The sequence below is a fragment of the Streptomyces sp. NBC_00878 genome (genome assembly GCF_026341515.1).
Lineage (GTDB): Bacteria > Actinomycetota > Actinomycetes > Streptomycetales > Streptomycetaceae > Streptomyces.
Genome location: NZ_JAPEOK010000001.1, coordinates 5408070 through 5431344, shown reverse-complemented (window position 1 = coordinate 5431344; position 23275 = coordinate 5408070). Strand labels below are relative to the sequence as shown.

Below are 23275 nucleotides of genomic sequence, written 5' to 3'. Positions count from 1 at the left end.
GGCCCGACTCGGCAGACGGCACGTTCTCGTCACGCCGCTCATCGGAGCCCGGTTCCACGGCGGGCTCGGACGGGGGCTGCTCAGCTTCCGGGGTCGTCACCCGCCCAGCCTAGGCCACGGCCCAACCACCCATTCGAACCGCCTGAACAGGGGCCTTCCCCGGACGCGTTCCCAGACGCCTTCCGACGTCTTCCGACACCTTTCCCGGACGCGTCCCCGGGCTTTCGCCAACCCGTCAAACCCCCAGCTCCGCCACGATCCGTCCCGCTCGCACGGCCGCCACCAGCGCCGTGTGGTCCGCCTCGGTCCGGTCCGCGTACGCCACCGAGAAGGCGGCGACCGCCTCGTCCAGTTCCTCGCTCTTGCCGCAGTACCCCGCGATGAGCCGTGGATCGGCGCTGTGCGCGTGCGCCCGTGCCAGCAGGGCCCCCGTCATCCGGGCGTAGTCGTCGATCTGGTCCGCGGCCAGCGCCGCGGGATCGACGCTGCCCTTGCGGTTGCGGAACTGCCGCACCTGGAAGGGGCGCCCCTCGACCGTCGTCCAGCCGAGGAGGATGTCGCTGACGACCTGCATGCGCTTCTGGCCGAGGACGACCCGGCGGCCCTCGTGCGCGACCTCCGGCACCGCGAGGCCGGCCGTCTCCAGATGCGGCACCAGGACGGACGCACGGGCCTCCTTCACCTGGAGGACGAGGGCCTCACCGCGGTGGTCGAGAAGCAGCACCACATACGAGCGCGTGCCCACACTGCCCGTGCCGACCACGCGGAACGCCACGTCGTGCACCGCGTACCGCGCGAGGAGTGGGAGGCGGTCCTCGGAGAGCGTGGCCAGATAGTCCTCCAGCGACAGCGCGACCGCGACGGCCTCCTCGTCCGGAACGCGCCGCAGCACCGGCGGGGCATCGACGAACCGGCGCCCGCCGCCCTCCACGACCTCCGTCGACTTGGCCGCGAATCGCCCGCTGGTGTTGCCCCGCGCCTTCTCCGAGACCCGCTCCAGCGTGCCGAGCAGGTCGTGGGCGTCGGTGTGCGAGACCAACTCCTCGTCCGCGATCGCGTTCCACGCGTCCAGGACCGGGAGCTTGGCGAGCAGCCGCATGGTGCGCCGGTACGAACCGGTCGCGAAGTACGCCGCCTTGCGGCAGGTGTCCTCGTCCGCACCCGCCTCCCGGGCGGCGAGCACCAGCGAGGTCGTGAGGCGCTTGAGGTCCCACTCCCACGGCCCGTGCACCGTTTCGTCGAAGTCGTTCAAGTCGATGACGAGGCCGCCGCGCGCGTCCCCGTACAGACCGAAGTTCGCCGCGTGCGCGTCGCCGCAGATCTGGGCGCCGATGCCGGTCAGGGGGGTGCGCGCCAGGTCGTACGCCATGAGTCCGGCCGAACCGCGCAGGAAGGCGAAGGGGGTGGCCGCCATCCGGCCGACCCGTATCGGCGTGAGCCCGGGGATGCGGCCGTGGTTGGACGCATCGACCGCGGTCACCGCGTCCGGTCGGTCGCCGTTCGTGTCGAAGGAGGCGTGCGCGCCGCGCGGGACGCGCCCTCGCAGTGCCTTCCCGTCCTCCTTGGGCGAGCCCTCACCGGGCCACCGCGCGAACCCGCGCACTGCCCGAACCCTTGCCGCCTCGGCCACCGCACCATCGGTCTCGCTCACCTGAACCGCCTTCCCCCGCGCACGAACATCAAGCACGAACATCAATTCGTGACGACCGTACCGTCGGGCGTCGATCCGTGTGAGCCCCTGTGGACAACTCCGCACCTGTGGACAACACCCCAGCTCAGTGCCGGAACCGCTCCGGAGCTCAGCGCCGGAACTTCTCGGGGCAACGGCCGTCCTCCGACAGATACGTCTTCGCCCACGCGCCCAGCGCGTGAAGCGGGGGCTCCAGCGCCGCCCCCGCCTCCGTCAGCCGGTAGGAGACCCGCAGTGGCGGCCCGTCGTCGACCTCGCGCACCAGCAGCCCGACCGTCGCCAGCTCCGTGAGCGGGTCGGAGAGCATGCGTTCGCTCGAGCGGCGCTCGGCCGAGCCGACCCCCTGGAGAAACCCATGGCCACCCTGTTGCACCTGGACTCATCCGTCTTCCCAGGTCCCGCCTCGGCGTCCCGCGCCGTGACGGACACCTTCCGCAAGACCTGGGAGGCACAGCACCCGCACGGCACGGTGATCTACCGCGACCTCGCCGCCAGCCCCGTGCCGCACATCACCGCCGACGCCCACAGCGCCGGCTTCGCAGCCCCGTCCGAGCACACCCCCGAGCAGGCCGCCGCCTTCACCGCGCGCGTGCAGCTCATCGAGGACTGGAGCAGGCGGACGCCGTGCTGATCGGCGCGCCCATGTACAACTACGCGATCCCGTCGACCCTCAAGGCATGGCTGGACAACGTGATCCTCTTCGGCCGTACCGCGGGCGAGACCCCGTCAGCCAAGGGCACCCCGGTCACCGTCGTCGCCAGCCGCGGCGGCTCCTACGCACCGGGAACACCACGCGAGGGCTACGAGTACGTACAGAACTACCTGGAGGCCGTCCTCAAGGACGCCCTCGCCCTGGACCTCGACTTCATCGTCCCGGAGCTCACGATGGCTCCGCACAACCCGGCGATGTCCGAGCTGGTCCCGCTCTTCGAGGCCTCCCGCTCCAAAGCCCTGCAGGACGCGGCCGACAAGGCCAGGGCCCTCGCCGAACAGCTCACGTCCAAGGCCGCGGCCTGACGTTTCACCACGCGGGCCCGCATCACGGTCGTGCGGCGCGCAAAGGGCCCAGGACACCCAGGACACCCTGAATGGCCTGGACACCCTGGACACCCTGGATGGCCTGGATGGCCTGGATGGCCTGGATGGCCAAAGCAGCGCCGCACGACCGTTTTTCGCCCTCTCCGGAGAGGGCACTTTCGCCGATGGGCATCCCTAGGAAGCGCCCTACCCGGCCGCCGCTGTCTGGTTGATCCCGTCCGTCTCCAGCACCCGCTCCGCCGCTCCGTCCCGGGCCACCACGATCATCGCCAGGCCCACCTGTTCGGTCGTGGTGATCCGCCGGGGCGCCAGCTTCCGCAGGACGGGCAGCAGGAACCCGGTCACCGAGTAGATCGCCTGGTACAACCGGGTCTTCGACCGGACTCCGTGCAGCGGCTGGATGAGCCCCGGCCGGAACATGTACGCGTCCACACCGTCCAACGCGAGCAGCGCGTTCTCCGTCTCCCCCTTGACCCGCGCCCACATCACACGCCCCCGCCCGGAGGCGTCGGTCCCCTGCCCGGACACGTAACAGAAGGTCAGCCCCGGATTCCAGCGGCCCAGGGAACGTGCCACCTCAAGCGTGAGGTCGTACGTGATCCTCCGGTAAGCGTCCTCCTTCATACCCACCGACGAAACCCCGAGGCAGAAGAAGCAGGCGTCGTATCCGGAGAGTTCGCCCTCGACCTCGCCGAGTTCCATGAGGTCCGCCCGTACGACCTCACTCAGCTTCGGATGCGAGACCCCGACGGGTGTCCGCCCGACCACCAGCACGCTCTCGACCGCCGCGTCCCGCAGGCACTCCCGCAGAACCCCTTGCCCGACCATTCCGGTCGCCCCGAAAAGAATCACCTTCATAAAGACCCACCTCACCACATCATCGGACCGGCACCCCAGGACGATCTGCCCCGACGAAGATGTTGGTCGACCGTCCAAGACGCTGCGATACGCTGAGTGGGACACGCACTCCGTACTCGAAGCAGAAAGCGAGCCAGATGTCTCGTATGGCAGCGAAGGACCGGCGCGAAGAGCTGATCGCGGCGGGGTTTCGGGTGATGATCCGCGACGGAGTCACGAAGGCGACCACGCGCGCGATCGTCAACGAGGCCAAAATGCCGCTGGGCGTCTTCCACTACTGCTTCAAGTCGCGTGAAGAGCTGCTTCAGGAAGTCCTCACCCGCTTTACCGACAACACGGTGGCCGCCGCGCGGAAGACGTTCGAGGGGGAGGGCGACCTCGGATCGCGTATCACCAAGAGCCTGAGCGCCTTCTGGGGCACTGTCGAGCTCAGTCCGGGAGAGCACCAGGTCAGCTATGAACTGACGCACTACGCCCTGCGCCAGGCCGGGTTCGAGGATCTGGCCCGACGTCAGTACCAGCACTACCGGGAAGTCCACCAAGAGCTCCTGGAGGAGGCCGCCAAGGCCGCGGACATCGAGTGGGCCGTGCCCGTTCCGGTGCTGGCCCGCTATCTCAACGCGGTGCTCGACGGCGTCACCCTGAACTGGCTGGTCGACCGCGACAGCGAGCACAGTCGCGAGGTCCTGCGGCTGACGGGCGACCACCTCTTGACGCTGGCCCGCGAGCGGACCCGGCCGACGGCAGAGCCGAACCCTGCGACAGCGGAGCCGAGCCCGGCGTCGTAGTCGCTGTCGTAGTCGCCGTCGTAGTCGCCGCTGGTCGGGAAAAGCGGCCGACGCCGCGCCGCTTACGTCGCCTACTGGAACAGATCGGGCTCTTCCGCCGTGATCTGATCCCAGAGCGGACGGAACTGGAACCAGCCCGGCAGCGCACCGGAGATCTGGTCACGGACCATCCGTGCCGTCTCGGGGTCGATGAGGTGCGGCTCTCCGGCGGCCATGGCCAGCAGCTGCGCCTGGCAGGAACGCTCCATCGTGATGAAGTACCAGGCGGCCTCGGCGACGGACGACCCGACCGTGAGCAGTCCGTGGTTCCGCAGGACGACGGCCTTGCCGTCACCCAGGGCCGCGCCGATGCGCCGGCCCTCCTCGGTGTCGTTCACCACGCCCCGGTAGTCCGCGTAGATGCCGTGGTCCTCGTAGAAGGCGCAGGCGTCCTGGGTGATCGGCTGCAGCGGGACGCCGAGGCTGGAGAAGGCCTTGCCGTGCACGGAGTGGGTGTGCGCCGCCGCGACCGCGTCGGGCCTGGCCCGGTGCACCTCGGAGTGGATGCAGAACGCGGCGTTGTTCACCGGGCGCCTGCCTTCCAGGAGCGTGCCGTCGTGGTCGACGAGGATCAGGTCGGAGACGCTGATCTGGCTGAACGACATGCCGAACGGGTTGACCCAGAAGGCCGACGGGTTCTCGGAGTCACGGGCCGTGATGTGTCCGGCCACTCCTTCGGAGAAGCCGAAGCGGGCGAACAGCCGGAAGGCGGCGGCGAGTTCCTGCTTCCGGACCTCGCGCTCCTGCTCGAAGCTCAGGTTCTGCTGGGGAAGCGGCAGGTAGACGCCTTCGGGCAGGGTGGCGACGGAAGCATGCGCGGGCACCTCGGAGGTCGTTGACATCTCGGGGGTCGTGGTCATGGTCTGGCCTCTCGAAATCTGCGGGTTCGTGAACGGCGGGTTCGTGAACGGCGGGTTCGTGAACTGCGGATACGTGATCCACGGTTTCGTGGACGGCGGATGCGTGAGCTACAGGACGTGAGCAGCGCGGCGCGAACTACGGGACGTGAACAGCGCGGCGCGAACCGCTACTTGGCCCGGCCACGCGGCCCGCGCAGGCCGGCCCCGTACATGACGTCCACCAGGCGGAGGATGAACCGGTAGGCCGAGGGCTCGTACGGGATCATGTGCATGTCGCGGCGCATCGGGAACCGGTTGGCGCTGATGGCCTGGAGCCTCGTGTACTTGAGGAATCCCTCGGCTCCGTGGCGGACTCCGAGGCCCGATTCCTTCCAGCCGCCCATCGGCAGACCGAGGGCCATGTAGTTGGTCTGGGCGTCGTTGATGGTGACGCAGCCGGCCTCGAACCGTTCGGCGAGGCGGCGGGCGCGCTTCAGGTCCGACCCGATGATCGAGGCCTGAAGCCCGTACTCACTGTCATTGACCAGCCGGAGCGCTTCCTCGGCATCGGCGACCTTCATCACGGGCAGCGTGGGGCCGAAGGTCTCCTCGCGCATGCACTTCATGCTGTGGTCGACGTCGACGAGCAGCGTGGGTGCGAAGAACCGGCCGGGTCCTTCGGCCGCCTGCCCTCCGACAAGTACGCGGGCGCCCTTGCGCACGGCGTCGCCGACGTGGTCCTCGATGACCGCCAGCTGGGGAGGGAAGGTGACGGCACCCACGTCGACACTGCCGAGTCCGGCCGGCCTGCCCGAGGTGACCTGCTGGAACCGTTCACGCAGCAGGCTGATGTACGCGTCGTACACCGGCTCCTCGACGTAGACCCGCTCCACCGAGGTGCACATCTGACCTCCGTTGGACAGGGCCCCCTGGATCGTGACGCTGACGGCCCGCTCCAGGGAGGCGTCGGCGAGGACGACCAGGGCGTCCTTGCCGCCGAGCTCCAGTGAGCAGGGGATGAGACGCTCGCCCGCGCGGGCCGCGACCAGGCGGCCGGTCCTGGTCGATCCGGTGAACATCACGAAGTCCACGGTGTCCACGACCGCGCTGCCGGTGGCCCCCGCGCCGGTGACGACCTGGAAGACGTCCTCGGGCCAGCCGCACTCATGGGCCATCCGCGCCATGAGCAGCGCGGTCAACGGCGTCTGTTCGGAAGGCTTCAGGACGACCGCGTTGCCCGCGGCGAGAGCGGGGATGGCGTCGCCGAAGGAGTTGAGCAACGGGTTGTTCCACGGGCCGATGACCCCGACGACACCTCGCGGCACCCGGCGCGTGTACATGCCGCGGCCGAGGACGAACGGCGAGAGGGAGCGGATTTTCGTGGTGGCGAGAAGGCCGCGGGCCTGCTTCGCCCAGTAGGCGAAGGCACTGGCGCAGTAGACGATCTCGACGATCGCGTCCTCTTCCGCCTTGCCGTTCTCCTCGACGATGAGGTCGGCGATCTCCTGCCGGTGGGCCAGGAGCCAGCGGCGGCCACGCGCGAAGAACTCGGCGCGGGCACGGGTGTCCAACTCGGCCCAGTCCTTCTGCGCCCGCCGGGCGCGCTCCACCGCCTGCGCCACCTCTTCCGCGGACGTGTCGGACACCTCGCCGACCACCGCTCCGGTGGCGGGGTTGTCCACCGCGATACGTGCGGCCGTCGGGGGGCCGCCTGTCATGAGGGCTTGATTCTGAGCCACGGAAACTCCCCACCGGAACGTTGACTTCTCTTCACTCAGAATGAGACGGTCAGCCGTACAAGTCAAGCGTCTTGTACAAGCGTCCAAGTAGACGCGGAGGAGCGGTCGGATGAACGGTCGGACGAAAAGGACGGCGTCGGTCGCACTGAGCGGTCTGGGCGTTCCCGAGTCCCTGCGCTGGCACCTAGGCGCCTTGTGGTTCTCTGATCTCGCGCACGGCACGGTGCACCGATGGGACGGCACCGAGGAGCCGGAGACGGTGATCGAGGTCCCCGGCCGGGCCGGCGGGCTCGGCTGGCTTCCCGACGGCCGCCTGCTCGTCGTGTCCATGGACGGGGGCCGCGTCCACCGCCTGGAGGCCGGGGGTGAACTGGTCGAACACGCCGATCTGCGCCACATCGTCGGCGGCCCGGTCAACGACATGCTCGTCGACCCCGAGGGGCGCGCCTACGTCGGCAACTTCGGGTTCGACTACCACGCCCACTCCCGCGAGCACCCGAACTCCATGCTCTACGCGCCCCCCGGCCCCCCGAGAGCTCCGATCGCCTGCCTGGCGCCGGACGGAAGCCTGCTCGGGCTGACGGAACCGCTGCTCTTCCCGAACGGGACCCTGCTCAGCGCGGACGGCAGGAGCCTGATCGTGGCCGAGACCCTGGCCATGCGGCTCACCGCCTTCTCCAGGAACCCCGACGGCTCCCTCACGCGCCCGGAACCGTGGGCGCCCCTGATCTCACCGCTCCTGTGGCGCCTCGTGAACCACCCGGGGACGGCCGGCCGCATCACCCGCAGGATCTCGGCGCTCCTGGACCACCCGGCCGTGTCGAAGCGCTCCTCGTCCCCGATCGCACCGGACGGCATCGCATGGGACGCCGACGGCACGTCCATCTGGGTCGCGAACGCCCTCCGAGGCGAATGCGTGCGCGTGGCCCGCGGCGGCCGCCTCCTCGACCGGGTCGCCACGAGCCAGAACACCCTGAGCTGCCTGATGGCCGGACACGACGGCCGCACCCTCTTCGCCGCCACTGTCCCGACGGACGACCCCGTCCGCGCCGCCGAGCTCAACGGTGGCCGCATCGAGATGGTGCGGCTGTAAGCCCCATGGCGCGGCTGCGAGTCCCCGGGTAACAATCCAGGGGAATTTTTCTTGAACAATTGACTTGGACAGTTGACCAGGAGAATCTGTGGCCATGCCCCAACCATCCGAACCACCACAAGAGCCACAAAAACCCCAAGCATCCCAAAAATCCCAAACATTCGAAACATTCGAAACATTCGAAACGAGCAAGGTCATCCTCGTGACCGGCGCCGCCGGTGGCATCGGAGCCGCCATCGCGGAACTGGCGATCACGCGCGGCCACCGCGTCCTGCTGACCGACGTGGACGAGGACGCAGTCCTGGCCCGAGCCCACGCCCTGGGCGAGCGAGCCGCCGCCCACGCCCTGGACATTCGCAGTCCCGCGGACTGGAGCACGGCGTTCGACGCGGCTCAGGCACGCTTCGGGGTCGTCGACGTGCTGGTCAACAACGCCGGCATCACCCACACCGGACTCGCCCGCGATCTCCGCCCCCAGCAGCACCGCGACATCGTCGAGATCAACCTGCTCGGCACCATCACCGGGGTCTGCACGGCGCTGGAGCGCATGACCGCGCAGGGCCACGGTCACCTCATCAACGTCTGCAGCATGACGTCGTTCCTGCCGCTGCCCGGATACGCCACCTACGGCGCCACGAAGCACGGCCTCCGGGCCTTTCACCACAGCGTCGCGATCGAAGAGCGCGACGGACCGCTGGACTTCACGATCGTCCATCCGCCGTCCACCCGGACCGGCATGCTCGACCAGGAGATGGCCGACCCCTCCGCCGCCATCGCCTTCGCGGAGAAGTCCTACGCCCCGGAGCAGATCGCCAAGGTCGTCGTGGACGCCATGACCGCCAAGCCGGTCGAAGTGGTGTTCCCGCCGCTCGCCGGCCGCTTGCAGCGGGTCGTCGGAGTCTTCCCCCGGCTGATGCGCCGCGTCATCCCCATCGTCGAGGCCCAAGGCCGACGCCGACGCGAGAAGCTGCGCTCCGCTCAGGAGATCCCGGCATCCGGGAACTGAGGGACATTTCCCAGCCCGCTCTCGACAACCCAAAGCCATGCCCGGCACCAAGTGCCCGGCCGACGACGACGAACCTCCCAGAAAGGGTGCGGATATGAGTACGCACGCGACGTCCCGACCGGACATGAGAAACCCGGACGGGAGAAACCCGGACGTGAAAAGGGCCGTATCCGCTGCCGCCGGGCCGAACGAAGCCCGGATGATCCAGCTGAACAGGGCGACCGAGCACCTGGACCCGCCGTTCGCCGTGGTGGACCTGGACGCCTTCGACGCCAACGCCGCGGAGCTGGCCCACCGGGCGGCGGGCCGGGCGACCATCCGCCTGGCCAGCAAGTCGGTCCGCAGCCGCGAGCTGATCGGGCGTGCCGCCCGCCGTGAGGGATATCGGGGAATCCTCGCCTTCACCCTGCCCGAGGCCCTGTGGCTGGCCGAGGACCACGAGGACGTGGTGATCGGCTATCCGACGACGGACCGCACCGCGCTGAAGCGGCTCGCCTCGGACGAGCGCGCGGCCTCGCGCATCACCCTCATGATCGACTCGATCGGCCAGTTGGACTTCGTCGACGAGGTGGTGGGCGCCTCCCGCCCCGACATCCGCGTCTGCATCGATCTGGACGCCTCGCTGGAACTGGCCGGAGGCCGCATCCACCTGGGCCCGTACCGCTCGCCCGTGCACTCCCCCCGCCAGGCCGCCGCGCTCGCCCGCGCCATCCAGGACCGACCCGGATTCCGGCTGGCCGGGCTCATGTCCTACGAAGGCCAGATCGCCGGTCTGGGCGACAACCAACCCGGCTCGCTGCTCAGGCGGGCCGCGATCCGCGCCATGCAGCGCCTCTCCGCCGCCGAACTGGCCGACCGGCGCGCGGCGGTCATAGCCGCCGTCGAAGCCGTGGCCCCGCTGGAATTCGTCAACGGCGGCGGTACGGGCTCCATCGAGCAGACCTCCGCCGAACACGTCATCACCGAGATCGGTGCCGGATCGGGGCTCTACGGGCCCGGACTCTTCGACTTCTACCGGCGCTTCCGCCCTCGGCCCGCGGCCTTCTTCGTCATGTCCGTCGTACGCCGCCCGAGCCCCAGGATCGCCACCGTGCTCGGCGGCGGCTGGATCGCCTCCGGCGCGACCGGCCTCGACCGCCAGCCCACCCTGACCTGGCCGCACGGCCTGCGTACGAACCCACGCGAGGGGGCCGGCGAAGTCCAGACACCGGTCCTGGGCACCGCCGCGCACGGACTGCGGCTCGGCGACCACGTGTGGTTCCGGCACGCCAAGGCCGGCGAACTGTGCGAACGCGTCAACACACTCCACCTGGTGTCCGGCACGGAGATCGTCGACGAGGTCGCGACCTACCGGGGCGAGGGACACGCCTTCCTGTAGCCCGTTCCTGAACAGGCCAGCCCCCGAACAGGCCAGTTCCCGAACGGGCAACGTCCCGAACAGGCCCGCTCCCGAACAGGCCCGTTTCCGTCCCCGGAGGCCGTATGTCCACCGAATTCCACGCTCCGGCCCCGTTGCCGGCAGCCGCCGCCGCAGCAGACGCCGCCGCGACAGACGCGAAAGCGCCAGACGCCGGCCACGCGCCGACCGAACCCGTCTCCCGTGGCTGGATCACCTTGTTCGGCCTGGTCTGGTTCGGGTTCTAGATGGCGAGTCTCGTCCCCCTTCAGCTGCTGCTGCCCCAGCAGTTGGAGATCATCGATCCGGCGTCCAAGGTCCACAGTTTCGCCGTCGTCAACGCCCTCGCCGGACTGGTCTCGCTGCTCGCCCTCCCGGTCTGCGGGGCGCTGTGCGACCGCTCCCGAAGCCGTTTCGGACGCAGAAGGCTCTGGCTCGCGGGCGGCGCGCTGTGGTTCGCGGCGGGGCTGGCGATCACCGGGGAGCAGACGACCGTGACGGGCATGACCCTCGCGTGGTCGGCGAGCATGCTCGGTCTCAGCGCCGCAACTGCCGGGCTGACCGCCATGATCGCCGACCGCGTCCCCGTCGGCCAGCGCGGTCTGGTGTCCAGCGCGATCTACGGCCCCCAGGCGCTCGGCGTGGTGACCGGCATCGCCCTCGTCTCCGTACTCGCGCTGTCCCCTGCGAGCGGCTACCTCGTCATCGCGGCCCTGCTGATCGTCTGTGCCGTACCGTTCCTCACGCGCTTCCGTGACACCTCGTACGAGTACGACGCCGAGCCCGCGCTGAGTCTGCGTACGCTGCTCACCGCCATGGGCCGCTCGCTCAGGAACCGCGACTTCGCCTGGGCGTTCGGCGGGCGGCTCCTGGTCAACCTGGCGAACTCCCTGGGCGTCTGCTACACGCTCTACTTCCTGACCGACGACCTGTTGGTCCCCGATCCGGCCGGCAGCCTTCTCGCCTGCACGGCCCTCTACCTCGTGGCCGGGGTCCTGGCGAGCTCCGTCGCCGGCGTGCTGTCCGACCGCCTCGGCAGACGACGGATCTTCGTCGCGCTGGCAGCGCTGCTCCAGGCGGCCTCGGGTTTCCTCCTGGCGAGCTTTCCCAACCTCGGCATCACGCTGGTGGCGTCAGCCGTCATGGGCGCGGGTTTCGGTGCGTACATGGCCGTCGACCAGGCGCTGATCACCCAGGTCCTGCCCGATGCCGAGAGCCGGGCCCAGGACCTCGGCGTCATGAACATCGCCGCGGTCGTCCCGCCCTCGCTGGCCCCTCTGATCGCCAGCTTCCTCATCACCTCCGACCGCGGCTATCCGCTCCTGTTCTCGTGCGTGGGCGTGGCCGCGACCGTGGGGGTGCTGCTCGTGTACCGCGTTCGGTCCGTCAGATAGAGACGCTGAGCCACCCCTCACCCGCCCTCCGCCCCGAGAAGAAAGGAAAGCCGTGGACACACTCTCCTCCAACGCGCCCCGGCGCAGAGCGAATCCGAACCCGACGCCGAACCCGACCCCGAAGCCGGACACCTGGCGGAACTGGGCCGGGAACGTCACCGCTCGCCCGGCCCGAGTCGTCTCCCCCGCCTCGGTGGAGGAGCTGCGCGCCGTCGTTCGCCGGGCGGCCGAGGACGGCCTGCCCGTGAAAGCGGTGGGCAGCGGCCACTCCTTCAGCACGGCCGCCGCGACCGACGGCGTACTGATTCGCCCCGACCGACTCAGCGGCATTCGTACGATCGACCCGAAGGCCGGCACCGTCACCGTCGAGGCGGGTACGCGGCTCAAGACGATGAACACGGCTCTGGCCCAACAGGGCCTGTCGCTCACGAACATGGGCGACATCATGGAACAGACAGCGGCCGGCGCCACCAGCACGGGCACCCACGGCACAGGGCGCGCATCGGGTGGGATCGCGGCGCAGATCCGTGGCCTGGAGCTGGTGACGGCGGACGGATCGCTGCTGAAGTGCTCTACGACGGAGAACCCGGAGGTCTTCGCCGCGGCGCGCGTCGGACTCGGCGCCCTGGGCGTCGTCAGCGCCCTCACCTTCGCCGTCGAACCACTCTTCCTCCTCGCCTCCCACGAGGAACCGATGACGTTCGACACGGTCACCGCGGCCTTCGACGAACTCCACGCGCACAACGACCACTTCGAGTTCTACTGGTTCCCGCACACGGACAACTGCAACACCCTGCGCAACAACCGGACCGTCGGCCCCCACGCCCCACTGGGCCGACTCAAGACATGGTTCGAGGACGAATTCCTCTCCAACAACGTCTTCCAGGCACTCAATTCCGTATGCCGAACCATCCCCGCCACCGTCCCGGCGATCGCGCGGATCACCAGCCGCGGCCTCTCGGCCAGGACGTACACGGACATCCCTTTCAAGGTCTTCACCAGCCCGCGCCGCGTCCGGATGATCGAGATGGAGTACGCCGTCCCGCGCGAGGCCGTCCTCGACGTCCTCCGCGAACTCAAGGCCATGATCGAGCGCTCGGATCTGCGCATCAGCTTCCCGGTCGAGGTCCGCACCACACCCGCCGACGACATCACCCTCTCCACGGCAAGCGGACGCGACAGCGCCTACATCGCCGTCCACGTCTACCGGGGCATGCCGTACAAGCAGTACTTCGCGGAAGCGGAGCGCATCTTCGTCGCGCACGAGGGACGCCCGCACTGGGGCAAGCTCCACACCCGGAACGCCGCCTGCTTCGCGGACGCCTACCCCCGCTTCGACGAGTTCACGGCACTGCGCAACCGCCTCGACCCCGACCGACGCTTCACCAACACGTACCTCCGCAGGGTGCTGGGCGACTGACCCGCCAAGCACCAGCCGCCCCCACCATCCCGCTTGACCGGCATCCGGATCATGCCCGGGACCGTGAGAAACCTCACCGCCGGGCCCCTGTCCACGACACCGACCGGGCACCAGCCCACCCAACGACAACGAGAAACGGGCCCCACCAGGACTTTCGTCACTGGTGGAGACCCGTTTCGTCGGTTTCTCCTGGTGCGCGAGGGGGGAGTTGAACCCCCACGCCCTTGCGGGCACTGGAACCTGAATCCAGCGCGTCTGCCTATTCCGCCACCCGCGCATTGGGTGTGTCGTCCGTCTCCCACCGAGTGGGTGAGCGCCTGCCGACATGCAGAAGATTAGCACGGTGGATGCGGTGGATTCACATCCGTTTCCGAGGGCCGCGACGGGGCAGCCGACCTCCGCGCCGGCCCTCCACCAGCCCCCGATCAGGCCCCCATCAGCCACTCATCAGGCACGCGTCACCCCAGCACCACCCCCGCACCACCCCCTCGTCACCTGCGGGACCGCCTCGGGCGGCGTCCCGGATCCCTCCGTCCCCACCCCCCACGTTTCAACAAGAACCGGTTCACGTATCAACCTCGTACCGGTCCAGGCCATCTCCACAGGAGGCGGCCAAGGTCCACAGTCAGGTGCGGGACACTGTGGTGAAGCCACCTCTACGATCCTTCTCATACGGAGTGCCCGGGGAGAGTTCGAAGTGGGGCTTCGGAGGGAACCTCGGGAGGGGACTTCAGCGGACGTCGACACCTGTCGACCATGCCGACAGGGGGAACCAGCCGATTTCCCGACGCGTGGATACGATCAGTAAGCAGTACCAGGGCAACGACGAAGGAGGAGGTGCCCCATGGGAGTCCTGAAGAAGTTCGAGCAACGTCTCGAAGGTCTGGTCAACGGCACCTTCGCCAAGGTGTTCAAGTCCGAGGTCCAGCCCGTGGAGATCGCGGGAGCACTCCAGCGCGAGTGCGACAACAACGCCACGATCTGGAACCGCGAGCGGACCGTCGTCCCGAACGACTTCATCGTGGAGCTGAGCACGCCGGACTTCGAGCGGCTCAGCCCGTACTCGGGCCAGCTCGGCGACGAGCTGGCCGGCATGGTGCGCGACTACGCCAAGCAGCAGCGCTACACGTTCATGGGCCCCATCAAGGTCCACCTGGAGAAGGCGGACGACCTCGACACCGGTCTGTACCGGGTCCGCAGCCGTACGCTCGCCTCCTCCGCCAACCAGCAGGCCACTCCAGAGCGCGCACCCGCGGGACCGCCACCCGCGGCAGCCCGCGGCGGCCAGCCGGGCGGCTACGGCTACCCGCCCGCGGCCGCTCCTCCCATGCCTGCCGCGCCGCCGCCCGGCGGCCGTCCGGGCGCCGCACCCGCGGGCCAACGGCCCGCCGCGGCCCCGCAGCCGGGTGGACGTACGCGGCACTGGATCGAGATCAACGGCACCCGCCATCAGATCTCCCGCCCGACGCTGGTGCTGGGCCGCAGCACCGAAGCCGACGTGCGGATCGACGACCCCGGCGTATCCCGCCGGCACTGTGAGATCCGGACCGGAACGCCCTCGACGATCCAGGATCTCGGGTCCACCAACGGCATCGTGGTGGACGGGCAGCACACCACCCGCGCTACGCTCCGCGACGGCTCGCGGATCGTCGTGGGCAGCACCACCATCATTTACCGGCAAGCCGAAGGGTGAAGCGGGGGCAATGTCAGAGCTGACCCTCACGGTCATGCGGCTGGGTTTCCTGGCCGTACTGTGGCTGTTCGTGATCGTGGCCGTGCAGGTCATCCGCAGCGACCTGTTCGGAACGCGTGTCACACAGCGCGGCTCGCGCCGGGACGCCAACCGGCCGCAGCCGGCCGCGCGCCAGGCCGCGCCGCCGCCGCAGCGCCAGCAGGCGGCACCGAGCAGCGGTGGCCGTCAGCGCCGCGGCGCCCCCACCAAACTGGTCGTCTCCGAGGGAATCCTCACGGGCACGACGGTCGCGCTGCAGGGCCAGACCATCTCGCTGGGCCGCGCGCACGACAGCACCATCGTGCTGGATGACGACTACGCGTCCAGCAGGCATGCCAGGATCTACCCCGACCGAGACGGCCAGTGGATCGTCGAGGATCTCGGGTCCACCAACGGCACGTATCTCGACCGGACCCGACTGACGACTCCCACGCCGATTCCGCTGGGCGCGCCGATCCGCATCGGCAAGACCGTCATCGAGCTGCGGAAGTAGTACGACAATGAGCGAGCGGAGCGAGCGAGCAGCGGCGGCCCCCACGACGGGCCCCGGCACGCTCCCGACCGGAGGGTGGGCACCGTGCGGATGTACCCGGAGCCGACGGGCGAGGTGCGCATGAGTCTGTCACTGCGCTTCGCCGCCGGATCGCACAAAGGCATGATCCGCGAGGGCAATGAGGACTCCGGCTACGCCGGTCCGCGCCTGCTCGCGATCGCCGACGGAATGGGCGGCCAGGCCGCCGGCGAGGTCGCCTCCTCCGAGGTGATCTCCACCATCGTCGCGCTCGACGACGACGTACCCGGATCCGACATCCTCACCTCGCTCGGTACGGCGGTGCAGCGCGCCAACGACCAGCTCAGGATGATGGTCGAGGAGGACCCCCAGCTCGAAGGCATGGGGACCACCCTCACCGCGCTCCTGTGGACCGGGCAGCGGCTCGGCCTCGTACACGTCGGCGACTCCCGCGCGTACCTGCTGCGGGACGGCGTGCTGACGCAGATCACGCAGGACCACACGTGGGTGCAGCGCCTCGTCGACGAGGGCCGCATCACGGAGGAGGAGGCCACCACCCACCCGCAGCGCTCCCTGCTGATGCGCGCGCTGGGCAGTGGCGACCACGTCGAACCCGACCTCTCCATCCGCGAGGTCCGCGCCGGCGACCGGTACCTGATCTGCTCCGACGGGCTGTCCGGGGTCGTCTCCCATCAGACGATGGAGGACACCCTCGCCAGCTACCAGGGCCCGCAGGAGACGGTGCAGCAGCTCATCGAGCTCGCGCTGCGCGGCGGCGGCCCCGACAACATCACGGTCATCGTGGCCGACGTCCTCGACATCGACGGCGGGGACACCCTCGCGGGGCAGCTCTCCGACACCCCGGTCGTCGTGGGCGCGGTCGCCGAGAACCAGCAGCAGCACCAGATGCACGACGACGGCGCCATGCAGACGCCCGCGGGCCGCGCTTCCAGCCTCGGCCGGCAGGTGCCCGGACAGGGCGGCGGCGGCGAGTTCGGCCCGCCCGGCAGCGGCGACACCACCGGCTACGTACCCACCGGCGGCTTCGGCGGCTACTCGGACGACGACTTCGTCAAACCGCGCTCCAGGCGGAAGTGGCTGAAGAGATCTCTCTACACCGCACTCGCGCTCGGTGTCATCGGCGGCGGGCTGTACGGCGGCTACCGCTGGACGCAGACGCAGTACTACGTCGGCAGCAACGACGAGCACGTCGCGCTGTACCAGGGCATCAGCCAGGACCTGGCCTGGGTCTCGCTCTCGAAGGTGGAGAAGGACCACCCCGAGATCGAACTCAAGTACCTGCCGCCCTACCAGCAGAAGCAGGTCAAGGCCACGATCGCCGAAGGCGGTCTGACCGACGCCCGCTCGAAGATCGAGGAGCTGGCCACCCAGGCGTCGGCGTGCAAGAAGGACGCCGATCGCCGCGAGGCCGAGAGCAAGCAGAACTCGAAGACCGGTGAGGGGGAGGCGGGCGGCGTCACGGGAACCACACGGACCTCGGCCGCGTCCAAGGCGACACCGACGCCGACCCCGTCGGGATCCGGTACCACATCGCCCAACCCTCCCAAGTCCACGACCGCACCCACTCCCACACCCGGCCCCAGCCTCTCCGACGAAGAGCAGAAGCTGGTCTCGCTGTGCGGTAAGCAGTAAGCAGCCGTGAGGGGCCCTGTCACACGATGAGCAGCACTTCCAACCCGTCGACGCACCACACGTCCACGATCGGCTCGATCGGAACACCGAGCCGACGTAACACCGAGCTCGCGCTGCTGGTGTTCGCCGTGCTCATCCCGGTGTTCGCCTACGCCAACGTCGGCCTGGCCATCAACGACTCGGTGCCGCCCGGCCTGCTGAGCTACGGCCTCGGTCTCGGCCTGCTCGCGGGCGTCGGCCATCTCGTCGTACGAAAGTTCGCGCCCTACGCGGACCCGCTGCTGCTGCCGCTGGCGACGCTGCTCAACGGGCTCGGTCTGGTCGCCATCTGGCGGCTCGACCAGTCCAAGCTGCTCCAGTCGATCAACCAGGCGGGCAGTGCCGCACCCCGTCAGTTGTTGTACACCGCGCTCGGCATCAGCCTGTTCGTCGTCGTGCTGATCTTCCTCAAGGACCACCGCGTCCTGCAGCGCTACACGTACATCTCCATGGCGGTGGCCCTCGTACTGCTCGTGCTGCCACTGGTGCCGGGCCTCGGAGCCAGCGTCTTCGGCGCCAAGATCTGGATCAAGATCCCGGGTCTGGGAACCGTCCAGCCCGGCGAGTTCGCGAAGATCGTCCTCGCGGTCTTCTTCGCCGGCTACCTCATGGTGAAGAGGGACGCGCTCGCGCTCGCCAGCCGCCGCTTCATGGGCCTGTACCTGCCACGCGGACGCGACCTCGGGCCGATCCTCGTCGTGTGGTTCATCTCGATCCTCATCCTGGTATTCGAGACCGACCTCGGTACGTCGCTGCTGTTCTTCGGAATGTTCATCATCATGCTGTACGTCGCCACCGAGCGCACCAGCTGGATCGTGTTCGGTCTGCTGATGTCCGGCGCCGGCGCGGTCGGTGTGGCTTCCTTCGAACCGCACGTCCAGCAGCGTGTCCAGGCCTGGCTCGACCCCATGCGCGAGTACACACTGAGCCAGTCCGGTGCCCCCGGCGTCCACTCCGAGCAGTCCATGCAGGCCCTGTGGGCCTTCGGCTCCGGCGGCACCCTCGGCACCGGACTCGGCCAGGGTCACTCCGACCTCATCCGGTTCGCCACCAACTCCGACTTCATCCTCGCCACGTTCGGCGAGGAGCTCGGCCTGGCCGGCGTCATGGCGATCCTGCTCATCTACGGACTGATCGTGGAGCGCGGCGTGCGCACCGCCCTCGCCGCCCGTGACCCCTTCGGAAAGCTCCTCGCCATCGGACTGTCCGGCGCTTTCGCACTCCAGGTGTTCGTCGTCTCCGGCGGCGTGATGGGCCTCATCCCGCTGACCGGTATGACTATGCCGTTCCTGGCGTCAGGCGGTTCCTCCGTCCTCGCCAACTGGGCCCTCATCGGCATCCTGATCCGCATCAGCGACACCGCGCGCCGCCCGGCCCCCGCTCCTGCCCCGAACCCCGACGCCGAGATGACCCAGGTGGTCCGCCCGTCATGAACAAGCCCCTGCGCCGGATCGCACTCTTCTGCGGGCTACTCGTCCTCGCCCTGCTCGTCCGTGACAACTGGCTCCAGTACGTCATGGCCGAAGACCTCAAGAACGATCCCAAGAACCGCCGCGTCTCCATCGCCCGCTACGCCTCCCCACGCGGGGACATCATCGTCGACGGCAATCCCATCACCGGATCGACCAAGACGAGCGGCGACGGCTACAACGACTTCGAGTACAAGCGCACCTACAAGGACGGCCCGATGTGGGCCCCCGTCACGGGCTACGCCTCGCAGGCCTTCGGCGCCACCCAGCTGGAGAGCATCGATGACGGCATCCTCACCGGCAACGACGACCGGCTCTTCTTCCGCCGCACCCTCGACATGATCACCGGCAAGAAGCAGGAGGGCGGCAACGTCGTCACCACGCTCAACGCCGCCGCGCAGAAGGCCGCGTACAACGGTCTGGTCAAGCAGGGCAAGGGCGCCGTCGCCGCGATCGACCCCGAGACCGGCGCGATCCTGGCGCTGGCCTCCACGCCCTCCTACGACCCGTCGTCGTTCGCCGGGAACACCACCAAGGGCGACGGCGCGGCCTGGGAGAAGCTCCAGAAGAAGAACGACCCGGACAACCCGATGCTCAACCGGGCGCTGCGCGAGATCTACCCGCCCGGCTCCACCTTCAAGGTGGTCACCACGGCCGCGGCCCTGGAGAAGGGCCTCTACTCGTCCGCGGACGAGAAGACCGACTCGCCCCTGCCGTACACCCTGCCGGACACCACCACCGAGCTGAAGAACGAGGGGACCATCCCCTGCAAGAACGCGACCCTGCGCGAGGCGCTGCGCGTGTCCTGCAACACCGTCTTCGGCAAGCTGGGCGTCGACGTCGGCAGGGAGGACATGCTGGAGGAGGCCAAGAAGTTCGGCTTCAACGCCGAGCAGTTCATCCCGGTCCGCTCCAGCGCCTCCAACTTCCCCGAGAAGATGGACAGGCCGCAGACCGCGCTCAGCTCGATCGGCCAGTTCGAGACCGCCACGACGCCGCTGCAGATGGCCATGGTGACCGCGGCCATCGCCAACGACGGCAAGCTGATGAAGCCGTACATGGTCGACAAGCTCCAGGCGCCGAACCTCGACGTCATCGAGCAGACCGACCCGGAGCAGATGAGTGAGCCGCTGTCCGAGAAGAACGCCCAGATCCTTCAGTCGATGATGGAGACGGTCGTCACGGACGGCACCGGCAAGAAGGGTGCGATCAACGAGGACGGCGTCACCGTCGGCGGCAAGACCGGTACCGCCCAGCGCGGCATCGACAACAGCGGGAACCCGTACGCCTGGTTCATCTCGTACGCAAAGCTCGAAGACGGCAGCTCACCGGTCGCCGTCGCCGTGGTCGTCGAGGACGAGGACGCCGGCAACCGTCAGAACATCACCGGCGGCGGTCTCGCGGCACCGATTGCGAGGGACGTGATGAAGGCAGTCATCGACAGCAAGAAGTGACCCCGCTCACGTCCCCTTCACATCGGTGCACGTTGCGATACCGGTCCTGTATCGGGTGACGGTTATAGCCAGGTCAGTCAAGGCGAGCCGGGTACGGTATGCCCGGACAGCACACCGCCCGACCACACGTGGTGTGATCGGGACCGTCGGAGAGGGCTGGTAGGTAGCTATGGAAGAGCCGCGTCGCCTCGGCGGCCGGTACGAGCTGGGCCACGTGCTCGGCCGTGGTGGCATGGCGGAGGTACACCTCGCCCATGACACCCGGCTCGGCCGCACGGTGGCGGTGAAGACGCTGCGAGCCGACCTCGCACGTGACCCGTCGTTCCAGGCCCGGTTCCGCCGGGAGGCCCAGTCGGCCGCCTCGCTCAACCATCCCGCGATCGTCGCCGTGTACGACACGGGTGAGGACTACATCGAGGGCATCTCCATCCCGTACATCGTGATGGAGTACGTCGACGGGTCCACGCTGAGAGAGCTGCTGCACTCCGGGCGCAAACTGCTGCCCGAGCGGGCCATGGAGATGACCATCGGCATCCTCCAGGCACTCGAGTACTCGCACCGCGCGGGCATCGTCCACCGCGACATCAAGCCGGCGAACGTCATGCTGACGCGCAACGGCCAGGTCAAGGTCATGGACTTCGGCATCGCCCGCGCCATGGGCGACTCCGGCATGACGATGACGCAGACCTCGGCGGTCATAGGGACGGCGCAGTACCTCTCGCCGGAGCAGGCCAAGGGCGAGCAGGTCGACGCCCGCTCCGACCTGTACTCGGCGGGATGTCTGCTGTACGAGCTCCTGACGGTCCGCCCGCCGTTCATCGGGGACTCCCCGGTCGCCGTGGCGTACCAGCACGTGCGCGAGGAGCCGCAGCCGCCGAGCGTCTTCGACCCCGAGATCACGCCCGAGATGGATGCCATCGTCCTGAAGGCGCTCACCAAGGACCCGGACTACCGGTACCAGTCCGCCGACGAGATGCGCATCGACATCGAGGCCTGCCTCGACGGCCAGCCCGTCGCGGCGACGGCGGCCATGGGCTCCGTGGGCTACGGCGGCTACCCCGACGACCGGCCCACCACCGCGCTGCGCTCCACGGACGCGCAGGCCACGTCCATGCTGCCCCCGATGAGCCCGGACGACGGCGGCTTCGGCTACGACGACCGCGCCGGGCGCCGACGCCAGCCGAAGAAGAGCAACACCTCGACGATCCTGCTGGTCGTCGCGGGCGCGCTCGTCCTGGTCGGCGCGATCCTCATCGGCAAGTGGGCGTTCACTGGGGACGGCGGGTCGGACGACGAGGCGTTCCCGGCGCCGAACTTCGTCGGCCGGACTCTGGACGAGGCCAAGAAGATGGCCGTCAACCGTGAGCTGAACCTGACGACCGAGTCCAAGCCCTGCGAGAACACCCCGAAGAACAGTATCTGCGCCCAGAACCCGAAGGCGGAGACCCAGGTCAAGAAGAACGACACGATCACGCTGACGGTGTCGACGGGGGCGCCGAAGGTCGCCGTCCCGAACGTCATCGACGACCCGGTCGACGAGGCCACCGAGAAGCTTGAGGACGACAAGTACGGCTTCAAGGTCGAGACGGAGACCAAGGAGTCCAGCGAGGAGCCCGGCACGGTCCTCGAACAGGACCCGACGGCGGGTAAGGAGGTGGAGAAGGGGACCGTGGTCACCCTCACCATCGCCAAGGAGAAGGAGCAGGTCACCGTTCCGGACGTCAGCGGCCTGAGCTGTGACGACGCCAAGGCGCGGATGGAGCAGAACGACCTCAAGGGCACCTGCAACGATGTGGAGACCGACGACCAGAACCTGGTCGGCAAGGTCATCGCGACGGTGCCCGCAGCCAACTCGCAGGCCGACCCCGGCGACACGGTGACGATCCAGATCGGCAAGGCGGCGGAGGAGCAGAAGTTCGCCATGCCGAAGGTGACCCAGCTGACCCTCGCCCAGGCCAAGCAGGTTCTCGCGCAGAACCAGCTCCAGCTTGGCAACATCCAGGGGTCGCAGGACGACAACTCCATCGTCCTCGCCAGCAACCCGCAGGAGGGCCAGCAGGTGAAGGCCGGCGACAAGGTCACCCTCGGCACGGTCGATGCCGGTCAACAGAACAACGGCGGCAACGGCAACGGCGGCCTGTTCGGAGGCACCAGCGGGGTAGTCCGCAGCGAAGACGACTGACCCGGGATCAAGACCCGCCACACAAGGATGGGGGCGTGTGCAGCTCGACAGAGCCGCACACGCCCCCACTTGCTGCTCCCCGCTGCTCCCCGCTGCTCCCCGCTGCTCCCCGCCCGCTCCCGCTCCCGCTCCCGCTGTCCCGCTAGCGCAGCTCCGGCGGCGGCGTGCGCTCGTCGTTGACCTTCTCCACACGATCCAGCTCGCCCCACACGACGTACCGGTAGCGGGACGTGTAGACGGGCGTGCAGGTCGTGAGCGTGATGTAGCGGCCCGCCTTCTTCTTGCCCGATTCCTTGGGGACGGGCGCGAGGACCTTGACGTTGAACTTCGACGTCTCGGGGAGGGTCGCGTAGACCTTGTAGACGTACCAGTCGTCCTTGGTCTCGAAGACGATCGCGTCGCCCTTCTTGAGCTTGTCGATGTTGTGGAACTTGGCGCCGTGGCCGTCGCGGTGGGCGGCCAGCGAGAAGTTGCCCTTCTTGTCCTGCGGGAGGGCGGACTTGACGGGGTCGGTGTAGTAGCCGGCGATGCCGTTGTTGAGGGACTTGGTGGAGGTGCCCTTCTTGACCAGCACCTCGCCGCTGTTCATCGCCGGGACGTGCAGGAAGCCGATGCCGTCCTTGGTGTCCAGACCGACCGGGCCGCGGTCCTCCGCCCAGTGGTCGCGCACCTTGTCGCCCTGCTTGTCGGCCGCCCGGTCCGCGACGACGTTCGTCCACCACAGCGAGTAGGCGACGAACAGGCCGAGGATCAGCCCCGCCGTGATGAGGAGTTCACCGAAGACGCTGACCGCCGCCGCGATCCGGCCGCCGCGGCGCCGCGGCGCGGGCGAGGACGCCCGGGCGTCCGTGTGCTCTTCGTGGTCGGTCGTCGCTGCCACTGCGTTGCCCCGTCTGGTCTCTCAGGAATCTTGGGATGTCGTGAAGCATGGGATG

The 23275-nt window shown here is 68.8% G+C and carries 18 protein-coding genes, 1 tRNA gene and 2 pseudogenes; 14 read left to right on the top strand and 7 right to left on the bottom strand.

Annotated features, from left to right (window positions below; translation table 11 throughout):
• Positions 1-235: 235 nt before the first annotated feature.
• Positions 236-1693, bottom strand: a complete 1458-nt coding sequence (locus OHA11_RS23350) for a DUF2252 domain-containing protein (RefSeq protein ID WP_266499312.1) — start codon at positions 1691-1693, stop codon at positions 236-238.
• 106 nt (positions 1694-1799) lie between these two features.
• A pseudogene (locus OHA11_RS23345) lies at positions 1800-2006 on the bottom strand (winged helix-turn-helix transcriptional regulator); the annotation flags it as partial.
• Positions 2007-2045: 39 nt separating this feature from the next.
• Here OHA11_RS23345 and OHA11_RS23340 point away from each other — a divergent pair.
• Positions 2046-2707 (top strand): annotated as a pseudogene (locus tag OHA11_RS23340) (FMN-dependent NADH-azoreductase).
• Positions 2708-2914: 207 nt separating this feature from the next.
• Here OHA11_RS23340 and OHA11_RS23335 read toward each other — a convergent pair.
• On the bottom strand, positions 2915-3586 hold the full coding sequence (locus tag OHA11_RS23335; protein WP_266499309.1) for an epimerase: 672 nt from the start codon (positions 3584-3586) through the stop codon (positions 2915-2917).
• 146 nt (positions 3587-3732) lie between these two features.
• On the opposite strand from OHA11_RS23335, the gene OHA11_RS23330 reads away from it, so the two are divergent.
• On the top strand, positions 3733-4374 hold the full coding sequence (locus OHA11_RS23330) for a TetR/AcrR family transcriptional regulator (RefSeq protein WP_266499308.1): 642 nt from the start codon (positions 3733-3735) through the stop codon (positions 4372-4374).
• Positions 4375-4445: 71 nt separating this feature from the next.
• Here OHA11_RS23330 and OHA11_RS23325 read toward each other — a convergent pair whose 3' ends face one another.
• On the bottom strand, positions 4446-5255 hold the full coding sequence (locus OHA11_RS23325) for a class II aldolase/adducin family protein (RefSeq protein WP_266507393.1): 810 nt from the start codon (positions 5253-5255) through the stop codon (positions 4446-4448).
• A gap of 185 nt (positions 5256-5440) precedes the next feature.
• Positions 5441-6970 (bottom strand): aldehyde dehydrogenase family protein, encoded by a 1530-nt coding sequence (locus tag OHA11_RS23320; RefSeq protein ID WP_266499306.1) that lies wholly within the window; start codon positions 6968-6970, stop codon positions 5441-5443.
• Between the two features lie 130 nt (positions 6971-7100).
• Here OHA11_RS23320 and OHA11_RS23315 point away from each other — a divergent pair, with 130 nt between their 5' ends.
• The 6 genes from OHA11_RS23315 (at position 7101) to OHA11_RS23290 (ending at position 13300) form a co-directional block, all read left to right on the top strand.
• On the top strand, positions 7101-8084 hold the full coding sequence (locus tag OHA11_RS23315) for an SMP-30/gluconolactonase/LRE family protein (protein WP_266499304.1): 984 nt from the start codon (positions 7101-7103) through the stop codon (positions 8082-8084).
• 202 nt (positions 8085-8286) lie between these two features.
• The gene (locus tag OHA11_RS23310) at positions 8287-9090 is read left to right on the top strand and encodes an SDR family oxidoreductase (protein WP_266499303.1); all 804 of its coding nucleotides are present in this window, start codon (positions 8287-8289) and stop codon (positions 9088-9090) included.
• A gap of 199 nt (positions 9091-9289) precedes the next feature.
• A complete protein-coding gene (locus OHA11_RS23305) occupies positions 9290-10468 on the top strand; it encodes an amino acid deaminase/aldolase (RefSeq protein WP_266499300.1) in 1179 nt (392 codons plus the stop codon).
• A gap of 104 nt (positions 10469-10572) precedes the next feature.
• Positions 10573-10734: a hypothetical protein gene (locus tag OHA11_RS23300; RefSeq protein WP_266499298.1), complete on the top strand. Its 162-nt coding sequence runs from the start codon at positions 10573-10575 to the stop codon at positions 10732-10734.
• Positions 10735-11880: an MFS transporter gene (locus OHA11_RS23295; protein WP_266499296.1), complete on the top strand. Its 1146-nt coding sequence runs from the start codon at positions 10735-10737 to the stop codon at positions 11878-11880.
• A gap of 52 nt (positions 11881-11932) precedes the next feature.
• Positions 11933-13300 (top strand): D-arabinono-1,4-lactone oxidase, encoded by a 1368-nt coding sequence (locus tag OHA11_RS23290; protein ID WP_266499294.1) that lies wholly within the window; start codon positions 11933-11935, stop codon positions 13298-13300.
• A gap of 190 nt (positions 13301-13490) precedes the next feature.
• Here the strand turns inward: OHA11_RS23290 and OHA11_RS23285 are convergent.
• Positions 13491-13577: transfer RNA gene (locus tag OHA11_RS23285), tRNA-Leu, on the bottom strand.
• Positions 13578-14144: 567 nt separating this feature from the next.
• Between OHA11_RS23285 and OHA11_RS23280 the strand changes: the two genes are divergently transcribed.
• The 6 genes from OHA11_RS23280 (at position 14145) to pknB (ending at position 22340) form a co-directional block, all read left to right on the top strand.
• Positions 14145-14993 (top strand): DUF3662 and FHA domain-containing protein, encoded by an 849-nt coding sequence (locus tag OHA11_RS23280; RefSeq protein WP_266499288.1) that lies wholly within the window; start codon positions 14145-14147, stop codon positions 14991-14993.
• Positions 14994-15003: 10 nt separating this feature from the next.
• Positions 15004-15525, top strand: coding sequence for an FHA domain-containing protein (locus OHA11_RS23275; protein ID WP_266499285.1), 522 nt, complete (start codon positions 15004-15006; stop codon positions 15523-15525).
• Between the two features lie 90 nt (positions 15526-15615).
• A complete protein-coding gene (locus OHA11_RS23270) occupies positions 15616-17196 on the top strand; it encodes a Stp1/IreP family PP2C-type Ser/Thr phosphatase (RefSeq protein ID WP_266507391.1) in 1581 nt (526 codons plus the stop codon).
• 26 nt (positions 17197-17222) lie between these two features.
• A complete protein-coding gene (locus OHA11_RS23265) occupies positions 17223-18668 on the top strand; it encodes an FtsW/RodA/SpoVE family cell cycle protein (RefSeq protein ID WP_266499283.1) in 1446 nt (481 codons plus the stop codon).
• Positions 18665-20158: a penicillin-binding protein 2 gene (locus OHA11_RS23260; RefSeq protein WP_266499281.1), complete on the top strand. Its 1494-nt coding sequence runs from the start codon at positions 18665-18667 to the stop codon at positions 20156-20158. Before OHA11_RS23265 ends, OHA11_RS23260 begins: the two co-directional genes overlap by 4 nt.
• Positions 20159-20327: 169 nt before the next feature.
• On the top strand, positions 20328-22340 hold the full coding sequence (pknB, locus tag OHA11_RS23255) for a Stk1 family PASTA domain-containing Ser/Thr kinase (RefSeq protein WP_266499279.1): 2013 nt from the start codon (positions 20328-20330) through the stop codon (positions 22338-22340).
• A 142-nt stretch (positions 22341-22482) separates the two neighbouring features.
• Here pknB and OHA11_RS23250 read toward each other — a convergent pair whose 3' ends face one another.
• Positions 22483-23220 carry a class E sortase gene (locus tag OHA11_RS23250; RefSeq protein WP_266499278.1) on the bottom strand — a complete coding sequence of 246 codons (738 nt, stop codon included), beginning with the start codon at positions 23218-23220 and terminating at the stop codon, positions 22483-22485.
• Positions 23221-23275 lie beyond the last annotated feature (55 nt).

What these genes read in the sequence shown, in the direction of transcription:
- OHA11_RS23350 (WP_266499312.1), bottom strand. Translation starts at nt 1,693, where the DNA reads ATGTTCGTGCTTGATGTTCGTGCGCGGGGGAAGGCGGTTCAGGTGAGC.
- OHA11_RS23335 (WP_266499309.1), bottom strand. Translation starts at nt 3,586, where the DNA reads ATGAAGGTGATTCTTTTCGGGGCGACCGGAATGGTCGGGCAAGGGGTT.
- OHA11_RS23330 (WP_266499308.1), top strand. Translation starts at nt 3,733, where the DNA reads ATGGCAGCGAAGGACCGGCGCGAAGAGCTGATCGCGGCGGGGTTTCGG.
- OHA11_RS23325 (WP_266507393.1), bottom strand. Translation starts at nt 5,255, where the DNA reads ATGTCAACGACCTCCGAGGTGCCCGCGCATGCTTCCGTCGCCACCCTG.
- OHA11_RS23320 (WP_266499306.1), bottom strand. Translation starts at nt 6,970, where the DNA reads ATGACAGGCGGCCCCCCGACGGCCGCACGTATCGCGGTGGACAACCCC.
- OHA11_RS23315 (WP_266499304.1), top strand. Translation starts at nt 7,101, where the DNA reads ATGAACGGTCGGACGAAAAGGACGGCGTCGGTCGCACTGAGCGGTCTG.
- OHA11_RS23305 (WP_266499300.1), top strand. Translation starts at nt 9,290, where the DNA reads ATGATCCAGCTGAACAGGGCGACCGAGCACCTGGACCCGCCGTTCGCC.
- OHA11_RS23300 (WP_266499298.1), top strand. Translation starts at nt 10,573, where the DNA reads ATGTCCACCGAATTCCACGCTCCGGCCCCGTTGCCGGCAGCCGCCGCC.
- OHA11_RS23295 (WP_266499296.1), top strand. Translation starts at nt 10,735, where the DNA reads ATGGCGAGTCTCGTCCCCCTTCAGCTGCTGCTGCCCCAGCAGTTGGAG.
- OHA11_RS23280 (WP_266499288.1), top strand. Translation starts at nt 14,145, where the DNA reads ATGGGAGTCCTGAAGAAGTTCGAGCAACGTCTCGAAGGTCTGGTCAAC.
- OHA11_RS23275 (WP_266499285.1), top strand. Translation starts at nt 15,004, where the DNA reads ATGTCAGAGCTGACCCTCACGGTCATGCGGCTGGGTTTCCTGGCCGTA.
- OHA11_RS23270 (WP_266507391.1), top strand. Translation starts at nt 15,616, where the DNA reads ATGTACCCGGAGCCGACGGGCGAGGTGCGCATGAGTCTGTCACTGCGC.
- OHA11_RS23265 (WP_266499283.1), top strand. Translation starts at nt 17,223, where the DNA reads ATGAGCAGCACTTCCAACCCGTCGACGCACCACACGTCCACGATCGGC.
- OHA11_RS23260 (WP_266499281.1), top strand. Translation starts at nt 18,665, where the DNA reads ATGAACAAGCCCCTGCGCCGGATCGCACTCTTCTGCGGGCTACTCGTC.
- pknB (WP_266499279.1), top strand. Translation starts at nt 20,328, where the DNA reads ATGGAAGAGCCGCGTCGCCTCGGCGGCCGGTACGAGCTGGGCCACGTG.